Below are 14,607 nucleotides of genomic sequence, written 5' to 3'. Positions count from 1 at the left end.
TGGGCCTTACAAGGCCCTGCCGGTCATCGCGGTGCAACAGGTTTGCGTATGATAGGCTGGCGGAGTGTTGTGCGGAGATCTGTATGGCCGTGGGCGACGGGCCACCCTGTGCCCCGGTGTCACCCACCGTCCGTGACAACGAACCGGTGGAGGATGCGGCGCACGATGGGCGCGACGACCAGCACGGTGGGAAAGGCGATCGCCCAGGAGGGCAGCCAGGCGGCGAGCCAACGCGGTACAAAATCGGCTGCAAAGCCGATGGCCAGGAATGTCGCCACGGCAGATATCAGCAGCGACATGAAGCAGGACAGAAGAAAGCCAAAAGCAATATGCTCAAGCTTGCGTGGAATGAAGGGGCGTATCATGGAACCTCTGCATGGGTTTGACAGGGGGAACGGCGGTTGTGGACATGCAGCTTGGTCTATTCGGCTGCGGCGCGCGTGTCATCTGTAAGGGCCATCCATGCATCGTTTTGTGACAGGAAGATCCGGCCGTTCAGATCATCGATCAGATGAGACCGTTTCAGCCGATCCATCACCGGGCCTTTGACCTCGGACAGATGGAGGCCAACACCCATATCCCTGAGCCGGGCGTTCACCGCTTCAAGGCTTTCGAGGGCGGAATAGTCGACCTCATTCACCGCTGAGAACATCAAGACGACATGCGCGATGCTGCATCCTTCGGTGACGCGGGACTGGACAAGATCCTCCAGAAACCGCGCGTTGACGAAATAGAGGCTTTCGTCGATCCGCAGGCTGAGCACGCGGGGGTCGGTTTCCACGTCATGGCGCAGCACGTTGCGAAAATGCTCGCTGCCGGGGACGCGGCCGACCTCGGCCACATGGGGCCGCGAGGTTTTGTAGAGATGCAGCAGGACGGACAGGATGACCCCGGCTGCGACGCCAACCTCGACGCCGAGCGTGAGGGTCAGCACGATGGTTGCGGCAACGGCGGTAAAATCCGCGCGGCTGTAGGTCCAGGTTTTTTGCAGGATCGACAGATCGATCAGCGACAGCACCGCCACGATAATGGTCGCAGCGAGGGCAGCGTTTGGCAAATAGTAGACCAGGGGCGTCAGCGCGACGGCTGCAATCGCCAGGCCAAGGGCGGTGAAGGCCCCGGCGGCCGGGGTTTCCGCGCCGGCGTCAAAGTTCACGACGGAGCGCGCAAAGCCACCGGTGACGGGATAGCCGCCGGTGAAGGCCGCCCCGAGGTTGGCGGCGCCCAGGCCGATCAGCTCCTGATCCGGGTCGATCCGCTGACGTTTCTTGGCGGCAAGTGTCTGGGCGACCGATACGGATTCAACAAACCCGATGATCGAGATCAGGATCGCGGGCACCAGGAGCGCCTGCAAAAGCTCGGCGGAAAACCCCGGGTGTGTCAGCGGCGGCAGGCTTTGCGGGACGGCGCCCACGATCTTGACACCGTGGTCGGCGAGATCGAGCGCCCAGACCAGAGCCGTGGTGCCGACAACGGCGGCGACTGGCCCGGCCTTGGCTGCAATCTCGGTGACCAGCGTCGCAGCCCCAAGCCGTTTAAGCGTCGGTTTCAGGCCCGTGCGGACCCAGAACAGGAATGCGGTCGCCGTGACGCCGATGGCCAGCGTGATCCAGTTGATCTCATGCAGCTGCGTCGAGAGCGCCACCAGTATGTCCGGCAGCGTATGCCCATGGGCCGGGACGCCCAGGATATGCTTCAGCTGACTGGTTGCGATAAGAATGCCCGAGGCGGTGATGAAACCAGCGATCACAGGGTGGCTGAGAAAATTGGCAAGAAACCCCAGCCGGAACACCCCCATAAGGACTAGAAAACCGCCCGACAGGAACGCAAGCGTCAGCGCCGCGATCGCGTAACCCGCGGTGCCTTGCTCTGCAACCTGACCGATGGCCGAGGCGGTCAACAGCGAAACCACCGCGACCGGGCCGACGGCCAGCGCACGGCTGGTCCCGAAGAGCGCGTAGAGCACGATCGGCGCGATCGAGGCATAGATCCCGGCCTCTGGCGGCAGACCTGCCAGAAGGGCATAGGCAAGGCTTTGCGGGATCAGCATGATCGTGACGATCAATGCGGCGATCATATCGTTGGAAAACGCCTTGCGGTCGTAAGTGCGCCCCCAGTCGAGGACCGGCAGGTAGCGGCGTAGAAGTCGGGTCATGTTCTTGTCCAGAAAACAGGGCAGGGGGCTGCTCTGTGCGCGCAGGCGCCCCGCGCCGGGCGCGCGCATCCGGGTGGCGATGCGCGCGGGTCAGGTCTTTGTGTCTCAGTCCGTTGCGGGGTTGAGCTTTTCAGGCTTGGCCATCCATTCCTTGCCCTTCAGCATGGCCTTCCAATAGATCGGCGGCAGCATCTTTTCCTTCAGGAACCAGGCCAATCGCGTCGGCTGTGTGCCGTCCAGCAGCACCGAGGGGAAGCTGGGTTTGAGCACGCCGCCATAGCCGAACTCCGCCAGCACGATCTTGCCGCGCTCGACGGTCAGCGGGCAGGATCCGTAGCCGTCATAGGCGGCGGTGGGGGACCGCCCGGCAATATCGGCGACGATGTTTTCCGCGACTGTTGGCGCTTGTTTGCGCGCGGCCGCGGCGGTCTTGGCATTTGGGGCGTTCATAACATCGCCAAGCGACCAGATGTTGTCGAAACTCTTGTGGCGCAGCGTGGTCTGATCCACATCCACCCAGCCCGCAGCATCGGCAAGCGGCGACACACGGATGAAATCCGGTGCGGTCTGCGGCGGGCAGACGTGCATCATGTCAAACTCGACCGTGACGGTGTCGGGGGTGGTGTCCGGTTTGGAGACCTTGAACGTCGCGGTCTTTGCAGGCCCATCCACGGCCACCAGATTGTGGAAGAAGTTCAGCGTCGCATCGTATTTTTCGACGTATTTCTCCAGCGCCGGAACGTAGTCTTTGACACCAAACAGAACACCGCCCGCAGTCATGAACTGGATGTCGATATCCTTGAGCGCCCCGGTGCGGAACCAGGCATCGCCGGACAGATACATCGCCTTTTGCGGCGCACCGGCACATTTGATCGGCATCGGCGGCTGGGTGAAAAGCGCGCGCCCTTCCTTCAATCCCTGCACCAACTGCCAGGTATAGGGCGCAAGGTCGTAGCGGTAATTCGAGGTCACGCCATTGCGACCAAGCGTGTCTTCGAGGCCTTCGACCGCGTCCCAGTCCAGCTTCAGGCCGGGGCAGACGACCAGCCGGTCATATTTTACCACCCGGCACCCATCGAGGATGACCGCGTTGTTGTCCGGCTCGAATGCGGCGACGGCGGACTTGATCCAGGCCACGCCGCGCGGGATGAGCGACCCCATGGTCTTGGCTGTTTCGCGGGCCTCGAAGATCCCGCCGCCGACCATGGTCCAGCCGGGCTGGTAATAGTGAATGTCCGCAGGATCGATGATGGCGATCGACAGGTTCGACTGCCGGGACTGAAGGCTCGCGGCCACCGAGACGCCACCGGCGCCGCCACCGACGATGACCACATCATATTTGGCGTCACCGGTGTCCGTCGGGGTCTTGCCTCCGTTGGCAATCCGCCTGGCTACCCCGTTCATGTCATAGCCCGCAGCCTTGGTCGCCGCGAGGATCTCCGGCATCGGGCGTTTCTTGCTCTCATGAAACGACCAAAGCGTCGCCGACCGCGTGCCGGTCCGGCAATAGGCCAGAACCGGACGTGGCAGATCGGCGAGCGCGGCGCTGAACGCCTCCACATCCGCATCCTGCACCAGACCGGATTGCACAGGAACATAGGCCGCCTTGATCCCGGCGAGATCCGCAGCCGCAGCGATTTCCGCGAAACTGGGCTGGTCTGCGCCTTCCCCGTCGGGGCGGTTGCAGATAATGGCGCGAAAGCCTGCCTCCTTGATGGCGGCGATATCTTCGACCGTGATCTGGGGGGTGACGGAGGTTTTGTCGCTGATTTTCCGGATGTCCATGGTCCCGCCCCTCAAAGCCCGTTCACGGGCACTTTGAGCATGGGGTTGCCGTCCTTGTCGGTCGGCACTTCGCCCGCGCGCATGTTCACTTGCAACGAGGGGATGATCAGCCTTGGCATGGCCAGTTGCGCATCCCGTTCGGTGCGGAACTTGACGAATTCCTCCTTCGTCTTGCCACCGCCGACGTGGATGTTGTGGGCTTTCTCTTCGCCCACCGTGGTTTCCCACTGGATGTCGCGCCCGTTGGGGCCGTAGTCGTGGCACATGAACAGCCGCGTCGCGTCCGGCAGGGCCAGGACCTTCTGGATGCTGTCATAGAGCTCACTCGCGTCGCCCCCGGGGAAGTCGGCACGGGCGGAGCCGCCATCCGGCATGAACAGCGTATCTCCCACAAAGGCGGCATCGCCCATCACATGCACCATGCAGGCGGGCGTGTGGCCGGGCGTGTACATCGCAAAGGCCTGCATCTCGCCGATCTGGTAGGTGTCGCCATCTTCGAACAGCGCGTCGAACTGGGACCCGTCACGCTGAAACTCGGTGCCTTCGTTGAAGACTTTGCCAAAGGTATCCTGGACCACCATGATCTTTGACCCGATGCCGATCTTGCCGCCCAGCCGGGACTGGATGTAGGGGGCTGCGCTCAGGTGGTCGGCGTGGACGTGGGTTTCGATGATCCACTCCAGATTGAGGTTTCGGGCCTCGATCTGGCGGATCAGCTCATCCGCGTGGTCGTAGGTGATCCGCCCGGCAGCATAGTCGATGTCCATGACGCTATCGACGATGGCACAGGCGGTCGATGACGGGTCTTTCACGATGTAGCTGATCGTGTTCGTGGCCTCATCAAAGAAGGCCTGAACCTCCGGCTTGATGTTCATGTTGACGGGGTAGGTCATGCTGTGTCCTCCGGTTGCGGGGTCAGGGGCTAGGGGGTTACGTGGCGCGGTTTGCGGCCAGCCAGGCGGCGCAGAAAGAAGCCGGCTGTGACTGACACCAGAAACAGGGCGACCTCCCAGCGACCGGTGCCAAGTGCAGGGATGGCGGCGCCCGGGCAGAACCCTGCGATGCCCCAGCCCACACCAAACAGGGCCGCGCCGCCGATCAGCCTGCTGTCGATACGCGTTGATGTCGGCACTTGAAAGCTCTGCCCAAAGAGAGGTTTGCACCGGCGCCAGACCCACCGGTAGCCGATGGATGTCACGATCAGCGCACCGCCCATGACGAACATCAGGCTCGGGTCCCATGTCCCGGCAATGTCAAAGAAGTTCAGAACCTTGGCCGGGTCCATCATGCCGGAGATCGCAATCCCGGTGCCAAAGACAAGGCCGGTCAGAAGCGCAAACAGATGTTTCATCTCAACCTCCAAGGACGTGGCGGATCACAAAGACGGTGATGGCGGCGGTCGCCATGAAGGTCGGCACGGCCACCAGCGACCGGATCGACAGGCGCGACAGACCGCAGACCCCGTGACCCGACGTGCAGCCGGAGCCGAGGCTGGCACCAAAGCCGACGATGACACCGCCGATGACGATCATCATCGGGCTCACCGGTACCGTCAGCGCAGGCATCGCGCCTGTCACCGCAAAGATCAGCACCGGGGCGAGGATCATGCCCAGAATCACAGCGATGCGCCATGACATCTCCTGCCGGTTTTCGACAAGGACCGCGCCGGACAAGATGCCGGTTGCGCCAAAGATCCGTCCCAGGCCCAGCATCAGCAAGACCGCGCCGAGACCGATGAGCAGACCGCCCCCGAGGGACGAGAAAGGTGTGAACACGGTTTCCATCACGTCAGGCCCGGCAGGTCTTGAAGCCGAAGATGGAATAGATCGGGCACACGCGGATGGCGGCGACGATCAGCATCACACAGCCAACAAGCGCTGCGCCATATTTCAGAAGCCCCCCGTCAAATGCGGGCACCCCGCTCAGAAAGGCGAGATAGAGCAAGCCAACGCCAAGGGCTGCGCGAAGGAGGCGGTCAAGGGTGCCGACATTGGTGGTCATGGGGGTCTCCAATCCGATAACTTGGAGAACAGATATAAGTTTGCGGTGCGCGCTTCAGTGACAATGTCACTTAGCAGGCACAAAGTGAAAGGCTACGCCGAAGTGGCAAGGGCGCGCAAAGCTGGTTTGTCCAGCAATTCGATGCGGCCACGCGACTGTGCGATCATCTCGCGTTTCTGGAAATCCTGCAGGATGCGACTGATGACTTCGCGCGCGGTGCCCAGCTCGCTCGCGAGGTCCTGATGCGTGGCGGCGACCTCTTTGAAATCACCTGCCAGGGCAATGAGCCGTTCCGCCAGACGCACATCCATATGCCCAAAGGCGACGTCATCCACGACGCGCAACAAGTCGATCAACCGCCGGGAGTAGGCGGCAAAGACAAACTTTCGAAATGCGTCTTCTTCCGCCACCAGCCGGTCAAAATCCGGCTTGGGCAGAACGATGGCGGTGATGTCGGTCTCGGCGATGCCTTCGGCGTTGTAGGCCTCTTCGGCCAGCATGCAGGCAGTGGTCAGAACACAGCTTTCACCGGCATCCACGCGGTAGAGCACGATCTCCCGGCCGGTGTCAGAGCTTTGCGACACGCGGATGCGGCCCTCGTAGAGGAAAAACAGGCTGTCGGGGATGTTTGCCGGTCCAAAGACCTGCTCGCCCGCGGGGATTTCGATTGCGCGCGCAACCTTCTGCAACCGGTCCCGCACAGGGCGCGGCAAGGCCGCAGTGCCCTGAAAGCGCTCTGTCCAATCGGCGATCATCGTGCTTTGCGCATCGGTGCGACGATGCCCTCCTCAAGTGGGGCGATACGCGCCAGCAGATCATCGCGGTTGGAGGCAATGTCGGCGAGTGTCAGATCGTCCAGAACCTCCATGAAGGCGCGCGCGGCCCTCTGCAGCGCCCGCGACAGTTTGCAGACCCCGATCAGCGGGCAGGTGTTGTGTTCGGAATTGAAACACTCCACCAGTTCGAGCGGGCCTTCTGTCAAGCGCACGACATCCCCGATCACAATGTCTTCGGCGGGTTGTCCCAGACGAAACCCACCATTGCGCCCGCGTTGTGTCACGACATACCCCGCAACGCCCAGTTCATGGACGATTTTGACGATATGCGGCCGGGCCAGCCCGTGTACGCGCACGACATCATCGACCCTGATCAGGTCCGGGGACTTCAGCGCCGCCAACTGCAAAGAGCGCAGCGCGAAATTGGTATAGGACGTCAGTTTCATCGCCTCTCCTCGCCCGAAACTTATATTTGTACTATATGTTATTGCAAGATGGGTGGAACCGTCTTGTTGCTCTGTCCGTGCGGCGACCGGTGCCGGCTTGGACACCAAATCAGCGTGCGCTCACCGGACAGCACGCGGATCGCCCTTGGAAAACCGCCGCAAGGGATGTGCTCGACGCCATGCGGTTCGAAGCTGCTGCGCCGGGTCGGCGGAAATACGCGGCTTGGGGCAGGGGCAGGGGCCGGCGTCGACATCGGGCTTGGCAGCGCCGCTGTGGTGCCCATAGGATAGTGCTGTCCGGCACCCGTTGCGGCGCCTTTTGGGGCGGTGTGACAGAGTGGTGCCGGGCTAAAAACGATGACGTTGGCGTGGGTTACACGATTTGACCGAAGATTTTATTGCAAGAGCAACGCTGCTGGATCAGGGGTATTCGACCCAGGGGCTCTACGCGGTCCTCGACGGCGCCTGCCTGCCCGGATTGCCAGAGCGGTTGGAGGCGTCGAACGCGGCATTTGAGTGCCTGTTTCAAGGAGACGCAGCAGAGGATCTGCGGGACGTTGCCCCCTATCTGGTGGAGGTCGCGCAGGGTGGGGAGCTGCTGCGGGATTTTGTCGACACCCAGGACACCCCGCAGGCCATGTGGCACAAACGCCCCGGCATTCTGATCGCGACCGATATGGAAATTGCCCAACTCCGCAAGCACTTGCGCCGCTTTCTTCGGGTCACGGTCGAGGCGCGTCCCTATCTGTTCCGGTTCTGGGAAGCCGCGCCCGCAAGGGTCTATTTCCAGGCGCTCCAAACGCAGGAGCGGCGCTCTCGCTGGTTTCTGCCGCGTGACGGGGGGCGTGTGGACGCCTTCCTGCTCCCGGACCCGGAGAAAGACGGGCTATGGGTCGCGGGGCCGGGGCCCTCCGGCGCGGCGGATGAGACCGCCGCCGCCCCGCTGCGGCCCTTCAACCTGTCGGAACCGGAGCTTCTGGCGCTGCGCAGCGCCCGCACGCGTGACAATCTAGCGGAAATGGTGGCGCTTCTGACGCAGACCTTTCCCGAGCAGGTCGCGGGGAAAGAGCCCGCCGGGCTGGAACGTCAGGTGCAGCGGTCCGTCGGTCGAGCCTGGGAGTTCGGGATCCGCCAGCGTGCGAACGCCTTTCGCATTGCGGCGTGGGATCTGCATGCAGACGGGGCGTTCGAAGACCTTGATCCCGAAGCCAAAATTCGGGCGATCCTTGAACTGCCCGTCGGTGAGGCGGACAAGATGCGCCGTCTCGCGGCGCGGGTGGCAGAACTGGATCGCCCCTCGCTGTGATCCTAGACCGCTTGGCCAGGGTCGTTGTCATATTCGACCCTGACGTGGTTGGTTTCCGGGCCGTGGCCCTGGTGATCGGCGCTCAGGAAATCGCCGTCCTTCATCGAAACATGGCCGAAGTTGCGCAAAATGGCGGCCCGGTCCGCCGATGAGAGCGACCCACTGCGCATGGCGGCCTCATAGGGTTTCAGCCCCTCGGGAATAACGTAATTCTCGTCAGTGCTCGGCAATTCCAGGAACGCGCCATCGACCTCCGCCACGGCGGCCTCGTGCATCATGTGCAGCGCGACCCGCGATAGGCCAAGCTGCACCCAGGGGCGATGCAGGGCCAGTTGCTCGTCATAGGTGAAGGTCTGGCGGGTGATGGTTTCAAACCCGTGCTGGACCGTGACCGTCCGCTCGACGATCGGGGTCATCACGCGGAGTACCCCGCCTTCGGTTTCGTTCGGACCAAGCCAGCCCTCGCGCACGAACACCGCTTCCAGATCGCGATGTGCTCCCGGTTGCAGATCGGCCTGCTCGACGGCAGTGCGAGCGGCCTCGGCCTCGGCCCGCTGATAGTAGAATTGCCCCCTCGCGCTCTCGAGTGGGGCGGTGTCACCGGGGTCGGCGTAGCCGCCGCCGACATCGGAATGCGCCCCGGGCAGTTCGAATGTGTCACCGCCGCCGGGAATGTTGCGGTTGAGGCGGAAGTTCTTGCGGTATTCGTCCCCTGCGGTCAGGTGGTAGATCCGGTTGCTGGCCTGATCGCTGCGCAGATGCACGTTCACCGGGTCGTTGTCGTCATCGGTGGCCTTGCCGATCGCGGCGACTGTGTCGAAGATACCAACGAAGCGAATGGAGACGGGGAGGTCTTCGGGCCAGGTTTCCTCGTAATCGCCAATGCCCCAGGGGTCATAGGTTGCCCGTCCGGCCCGGATCGAGTTCACGAAATGACGCGCCCCTGCGGCCCCGCGCGAAAACCCGAACACGTCGAGCACCACCTCCTTGAGGTAGGGCGCACCGCCGAGGAGGTTGACGCGGCGCAGAACCTCTCTGAAGCCTTCGAGGATGCGCGCTTCGACACCGCTTTGACGGCCCTGGCCAAAGGCATAGCCCATGGTGTCGTCGGCTTCGCCAGCGGTCGAACCGGGGCCTTGGACATAGACCGACCGGAACGCGCGCGCGGTGCCGCCGCAGGCATTGGGTTCATCGAAATCGGGATCGTTCTTGTAGCGATCATAGAGCAGCGCCGGGTTCGACAAGGCATTCTGGTAGCTGCCGTCGTCGCGCCCGCCCGACAGCACGTTGAAGCGATTGTTCAGCGTCCCATCGAAGAACACGCCGATTTCAAGCGTCGTCTTGGGGCAGGTCTGGGCAATGTTGCCGGTCTCTCCGAACATGCCGGCCTCGGCCGACGCGCCCTGCGCCGCGGTATCAATATCGGTCAGACCCATGTTATCCTCGCGGTTCCGGGCAGTGGGACGATCCGTCCTCGGCTGCGCTGTTGCTGTCGATGCCTTCAAGGAGACGGGGCAGTTCGGGGAATTGCCCTGTCTCTAGGCGCCAGGCCTTGTCGGCCGCGGGCACCCGTGTGCCGCAGACCTGTGCCAGGTCGTTCTGTGCGGAGCGGTCGGGCCGGGCCTCGTCAGAGCCGATCAGAAGTTCGCCATTCGGCCCCAGGATCACCAGCAGGTGGTAGGTGGATGTGTCGCGCACCAGATCCTTGATCGCGATGGTCGCAGAGGCGGTCCAGGCCTTGTCGGTCGGCAGCTCCACCCATTGCACCGAGATCGTCCATCTCCCGTCCCCCTCGACATCGTTGGGAAGCGACAGGACCGATCCGCCGGCGGAATCGCGCGGTATGTTTATATCCGCGCTTCCGGAGGCGATCAGCGGCTGAATGGGCGTGAGCGGCTGTTCGATGGCAAATTGGGTCACCACGGCGGGGGCGCTCCGATAGGCCTGAAATCCCAACGACACGGCGCGATGCGGCGGCGTCGAGAGCCACAGGGCGAGACTGCCGGCCCCGGCCAGACCCATGACGGCGAGGAGCGCAAGCCCGTAGGTGCGCCGCGAAAGGGAGGAGCCAGCCATGCCCGGGCCTACCGTTTCACAAAACGCAGCATCGGATTGGCGCGCGTCCAATCGACGATGCTGACCTGATAGGCGGTATAGAGGTCCTCCAGGCAGGCTTCCAACGGTACTATGCCGTAGTCCTCGACCGGGCGGCCGCCGGGGCGCGGGGGCAGGATCTTGGGCGCGTAGACCATACCATCGGGCAAGGGGCCAAGCGCGGCTGCAAGCCGGTCATAAAGTGGCTGCTGCGCGCCGTCGTGCACTTCGATCATCTGCGGCGGAATTTGCAGCAGGCGTTCGCGGATCTGCCGGTCCGCCGGGATGGCCGTGTCGCTGGTCAGGTTCGGCATTTCCAGCGTCGACAGGATCGGGGACAGAAAGCCGAAGCCATGACGTTGCGACCAGACCATCAGCTCGCCGAGGTTGCCATAGGCGATGGCATGGGTATCTCCGGCAAGCTCGGGGTCATTGCCAAAAATGAAATCCATCAGACCGGCCAGCCGCGCGGGCTCCAGCAGGTGAACGCGGCCCGTCGCCACGGAGACAAGGCCGTAGGTGGCCCAGACCTCGATCAGCCACGGGGGCAACCGCGGCTGCCACCGCGCCAGTGTGTCGGGGGCCACGGACATTGCATCATCCGGGACCGGGCCAAGCACAGAGAAAAGATCGGACATGCTGACTCACAAATGCTTCAAAAAATAGACTGTCGGCGCACCCGAGGCCGCGACCACAAGTGCTTTTGTCTGTACTCGACCAAAGGTTGTTTCGCAATCCGCCGCCAGCGCAACGGCGCCTGGTTGCCGATGCCGGTCAGATTAAAAAATTCCCGGCCTGCGCGCGGGGCTGAACATGCAGGTGTGCGCCGGTCTGGCGCTAGGGCGCTGATAAACCGTGCGTTTTGCGGCAGGCGGATCAAGGCGGGCACAGTGGCGCCGCCACATCAGCTTGTGTAACACTGGCGGGCGCGATCGACATCGCGTATCCCCCATGCTAATGTGTGAGAATCAAACGTGAACGAAGGGCGCTGAAAGTTGAGACCGATCGCAGTCGAGTTGTTTGCGGGCGCAGGTGGCCTCAGCCTCGGGTTTGAGCAGGCGGGGTTTGACGTCCGGGCCGCGGTGGAAATCGACCCGGTCCATTGCGCCGTTCACAAGTTCAACTTCCCCCATACGGCGGTGCTGGCGCGCTCTGTCGAGGGACTGAGCGGCGATCAGATCCGCGCGGCGGCGGGCCTGGGCGATGCGCAGATCGACTGTGTCTCCGGGGGGGCGCCCTGTCAGGGGTTTTCCATGATCGGCAAGCGGGTGCTGGATGATCCGCGCAACCGGCTGGCGATGGATTTCCTGCGCATTGTCAAGGAATTGGATGCCAGGTCCTTTGTGTTCGAAAACGTCAAGGGGCTGACGGTGGGCAAGCACAAGCGGTTCCTCGAGGAGCTGGTGGCGGCCTTCGATGCCGCCGGTTATGCCTGCCAGACCCCGTGGAAAGTGCTGAACGCCGCCCATTTCGGCACGCCGCAATCGCGTGAGCGGCTGATCCTGATGGGGGTCAAGAAGGGCCTGCCGTTGCCTCAATACCCGGCGCCGCAGACCAACATCAGCGGCAAGCCCCAGACCTTCGAGGGGCTGCCCGACGGGCCCAGCTGCCACGAGGCGCTGGGGGATCTGCCGGATGCGGAACGTTTCGACGCGCTGCTGGACAGCGATGCCACGCGCGGTGTGCGGTTCGGCAAGCCGTCGGACTACGCGGCAGAGCTGCGCGGGCTGACCAATGACGCTTGGCATCACGGCTATGTGCGCGACTGGCAGCCCAAGGTGCTGACGTCCAGCGCCCGCACCGGCCACACCGAGATCACCCGCCGTCGCTTTGCCGAAACCGCCGAAGGCGCGGTGGAGCCGATCAGCCGTTTCTTCAAGCTGGCCCGGGGAGGCGTCTCCAATACGCTGCGGGCGGGGACGGATGGCGCGCGCGGTGCGTTCACCAGCCCGCGCCCGATCCACTACAAGTACAACCGCTGCGTCACCGTGCGCGAGATGGCGCGGCTGCACGGCTTTCCCGACTGGTTCCGCTTCAACGCCACCAAATGGCACGGCGCGCGCCAGATCGGCAATTCGGTGCCGCCGCCGCTGGCCCGTGCCGTGGCCGCGCAGATGATGGCGGCGCTTGGTCATGCGCCGGAGCGTCCCGAGGGGGTCATGCAGCTGGGCGACCCCGATCTGCTGCAATTCGACCTGACCCGCGCCGCCGCCCATTTCGAGGTGGATGCCATGCCATCGCGCCGCGACCGCAAGAGCGGCGCAACCAAGCGGCGCCAGGCGGATATCGAGCTGGAGCGCGCCGCAGCCGCCCCCAAGAGCGCCAATGGCTAAGCGACAGAACCGCTACAGCGCCCTGATCGAGAAGATCTTTGTCGAGCGCTACAGCGAGGGCGCGACCGAGTTCGGCTTCAGCCGCGAAGAGCTGGAGCAGGCGGCGGCGGAACTGGCGATCAAGCTGCCCAAGAACCTGGGCGATGTGCTCTATTCCTTTCGCTTTCGCAATGCGCTGCCCGAGGCCATCGTCGCCACCCAGCCCGAGGGGCGCGAATGGGTGATTGAGCTGGCCGGGCGGGCGGTCTATAAATTCAGCCTGGTGAAGATCAACCGCATCCTGCCGCAGCAGGATCTGGAGGTCATCGACATCCCCGATGCCACCCCCGCCATCATCCGTGCCTATGCGCTGGATGACGAGCAGGCGCTGCTGGCGGTGGTGCGCTACAACCGGTTGATCGACACGTTTCTCGGCCTCACCACCTACAGTCTGCAGAACCACCTGCGCACCACGGTAAAGGGCATGGGCCAGATCGAGATTGATGAATTGTATATCGGGCTCGACCGGTACGGCTGCCACACCATCATTCCAGTGCAGGCCAAGGGCGGCAAGGATCAGATCGGCATCGTGCAGGTCAGCCAGGACATCCGCTATGCGGAGGCCAAGTTCCCCGGCATGCGCTGCCGCGCCATCGCCGCGCAGTTCATGGAGGACAGCGTCGTGGCGCTGTTCGAACTGGCGGTGCAGGGGGACGAGATCCAGGTGCTGCAGGAACGCCACTATCGTCTGGTCGCGGCCAATGCGCTGAGCTACACGCGGCGGATCGCCTATCGGGACGAGGTCTGAGGCGATGGACGCGTCGGCGCCCGTGGCGGGCGTGGAACAGGTCGCCCCGTTCAAGACCCAGCTGCTGAAATGGGTCGGCAACAAGCAGCGCTTTGCCCATGAGATCGTCGCCCATCTGCCCAAGGACTACGGCACCTATTTTGAACCCTTTCTGGGTGCGGGCGGGGTGATGGCCAACCTGCGGCCGCAGCGTGCGCTCGGCTCCGACATCTACCCGCCGCTGGTGGAGATCTGGCAGGCCTTGCAGGAAGACCCCGACCAGCTGAACCAATGGTACCAGGCGCGCTATGAGGCCTTCATGGCGGGCGACCGTGTGGCGGTCTACGAGGCGATCAAGGCCCGTTACAACGCGACGCCCAATGGGGCGGATTTCCTGTTCCTGTGCCGGGCCTGCTACGGTGGCGTGGTGCGGTTTCGCCGCAAGGACGGCTATATGTCCACACCCTGCGGCAGCCACCCGGTGATGAAGCCGCATAAATTCGCGGAACGGGTGGAGATGTGGCGCGACCGGATGGCGGGCGCGCGGTTTGCCTGTCTGGATTATCGCGCCGCCATGGCACAGGCGCGCGCGGGCGACGTGATCTACTGCGACCCGCCCTATGCGCATTCGCAAACCATCCTCTATGGCGCGCAGACCTTCCGGCTGGAGGAGCTCTTTGCCAGCATCGCCGCCTGCAAGGCGCGCGGAGTGCGGGTGGCGATGTCGATCGACGGCACCAAGAAGTCCGGCGACGTTTATTGCGATATCGAAATCCCGCAGGGGCTGTTCGACCGCGAGATCCTCGTCAATATGGGCCAGTCGATGCTGAAACGGTTCCAGATGGGTGGCCAGCGCATGGAGACAGAGGCCGTGCGCGACCGGCTGCTCCTCACGTATTGACCCGGGGCACCTGACCCTCCCAAGGAGAGGGCGCAGCGCGCGCC

The 14,607-nt window shown here is 63.6% G+C and carries 16 protein-coding genes; 4 read left to right on the top strand and 12 right to left on the bottom strand.

Annotated features, from left to right (window positions below; genetic code table 11):
- Positions 1-119 precede the first annotated feature (119 nt).
- The 9 genes from ACXAF5_RS12275 to ACXAF5_RS12235 all read right to left on the bottom strand — a co-directional run bounded on the left by ACXAF5_RS12275 (position 120) and on the right by ACXAF5_RS12235 (position 7,163).
- Complete coding sequence (locus ACXAF5_RS12275) at positions 120-365, bottom strand: DUF2798 domain-containing protein (RefSeq protein ID WP_474946793.1); 246 nt, start codon at positions 363-365, stop codon at positions 120-122.
- A 56-nt stretch (positions 366-421) separates the two neighbouring features.
- The gene (locus ACXAF5_RS12270; protein ID WP_474946792.1) at positions 422-2,155 is read right to left on the bottom strand and encodes a SulP family inorganic anion transporter; all 1,734 of its coding nucleotides are present in this window, start codon (positions 2,153-2,155) and stop codon (positions 422-424) included.
- A 105-nt stretch (positions 2,156-2,260) separates the two neighbouring features.
- A complete protein-coding gene (locus ACXAF5_RS12265) occupies positions 2,261-3,940 on the bottom strand; it encodes a bifunctional protein tyrosine phosphatase family protein/NAD(P)/FAD-dependent oxidoreductase (protein ID WP_474946791.1) in 1,680 nt (559 codons plus the stop codon).
- 11 nt (positions 3,941-3,951) lie between these two features.
- A complete protein-coding gene (locus ACXAF5_RS12260; protein ID WP_474946790.1) occupies positions 3,952-4,833 on the bottom strand; it encodes an MBL fold metallo-hydrolase in 882 nt (293 codons plus the stop codon).
- Between the two features lie 29 nt (positions 4,834-4,862).
- Positions 4,863-5,291: a DUF6691 family protein gene (locus ACXAF5_RS12255; protein ID WP_474946789.1), complete on the bottom strand. Its 429-nt coding sequence runs from the start codon at positions 5,289-5,291 to the stop codon at positions 4,863-4,865.
- Position 5,292: 1 nt separating this feature from the next.
- Positions 5,293-5,724, bottom strand: a complete 432-nt coding sequence (locus ACXAF5_RS12250) for a YeeE/YedE family protein (protein WP_474946788.1) — start codon at positions 5,722-5,724, stop codon at positions 5,293-5,295.
- Between the two features lie 4 nt (positions 5,725-5,728).
- A complete protein-coding gene (locus ACXAF5_RS12245) occupies positions 5,729-5,941 on the bottom strand; it encodes a YgaP family membrane protein (protein WP_239319274.1) in 213 nt (70 codons plus the stop codon).
- Between the two features lie 92 nt (positions 5,942-6,033).
- On the bottom strand, positions 6,034-6,696 hold the full coding sequence (locus ACXAF5_RS12240) for a Crp/Fnr family transcriptional regulator (RefSeq protein WP_474946787.1): 663 nt from the start codon (positions 6,694-6,696) through the stop codon (positions 6,034-6,036).
- Positions 6,693-7,163, bottom strand: a complete 471-nt coding sequence (locus ACXAF5_RS12235) for an Rrf2 family transcriptional regulator (RefSeq protein ID WP_474946786.1) — start codon at positions 7,161-7,163, stop codon at positions 6,693-6,695. Before ACXAF5_RS12235 ends, ACXAF5_RS12240 begins: the two co-directional genes overlap by 4 nt.
- A 382-nt stretch (positions 7,164-7,545) precedes the next feature.
- Between ACXAF5_RS12235 and ACXAF5_RS12230 the strand changes: the two genes are divergently transcribed.
- Entirely contained in the window at positions 7,546-8,469 is a 924-nt protein-coding gene (locus tag ACXAF5_RS12230) for a DUF4123 domain-containing protein (protein ID WP_474946785.1), read from the top strand.
- Between the two features lie 2 nt (positions 8,470-8,471).
- Here ACXAF5_RS12230 and ACXAF5_RS12225 read toward each other — a convergent pair whose 3' ends face one another.
- Genes ACXAF5_RS12225 through ACXAF5_RS12215 form a run of 3 tightly spaced genes read right to left on the bottom strand, consistent with a single transcriptional unit; the run spans position 8,472 to position 11,201 of the window.
- A complete protein-coding gene (locus ACXAF5_RS12225) occupies positions 8,472-9,905 on the bottom strand; it encodes a phospholipase effector Tle1 domain-containing protein (protein WP_474946784.1) in 1,434 nt (477 codons plus the stop codon).
- Position 9,906: 1 nt separating this feature from the next.
- Entirely contained in the window at positions 9,907-10,545 is a 639-nt protein-coding gene (locus tag ACXAF5_RS12220; protein WP_474946783.1) for a hypothetical protein, read from the bottom strand.
- Positions 10,546-10,553: 8 nt separating this feature from the next.
- Positions 10,554-11,201 (bottom strand): GAD-like domain-containing protein, encoded by a 648-nt coding sequence (locus ACXAF5_RS12215; protein WP_474946782.1) that lies wholly within the window; start codon positions 11,199-11,201, stop codon positions 10,554-10,556.
- A gap of 357 nt (positions 11,202-11,558) precedes the next feature.
- Between ACXAF5_RS12215 and ACXAF5_RS12210 the strand changes: the two genes are divergently transcribed.
- The 3 genes from ACXAF5_RS12210 to ACXAF5_RS12200 are packed head-to-tail and all read left to right on the top strand — an operon-like array spanning position 11,559 to position 14,563.
- Complete coding sequence (locus ACXAF5_RS12210) at positions 11,559-12,896, top strand: DNA cytosine methyltransferase (RefSeq protein ID WP_474946781.1); 1,338 nt, start codon at positions 11,559-11,561, stop codon at positions 12,894-12,896.
- On the top strand, positions 12,889-13,683 hold the full coding sequence (locus ACXAF5_RS12205; protein WP_474946780.1) for an endonuclease: 795 nt from the start codon (positions 12,889-12,891) through the stop codon (positions 13,681-13,683). Before ACXAF5_RS12210 ends, ACXAF5_RS12205 begins: the two co-directional genes overlap by 8 nt.
- A 4-nt stretch (positions 13,684-13,687) precedes the next feature.
- Positions 13,688-14,563 carry a DNA adenine methylase gene (locus ACXAF5_RS12200; RefSeq protein ID WP_474946779.1) on the top strand — a complete coding sequence of 292 codons (876 nt, stop codon included), beginning with the start codon at positions 13,688-13,690 and terminating at the stop codon, positions 14,561-14,563.
- Positions 14,564-14,607 lie beyond the last annotated feature (44 nt).

It is taken from the genome of Epibacterium sp. ABV4_022 (genome assembly GCF_056159345.1).
Note: the sequence above shows the minus strand (reverse complement) of the source record. Positions and strands in the feature narration are given on the sequence as shown.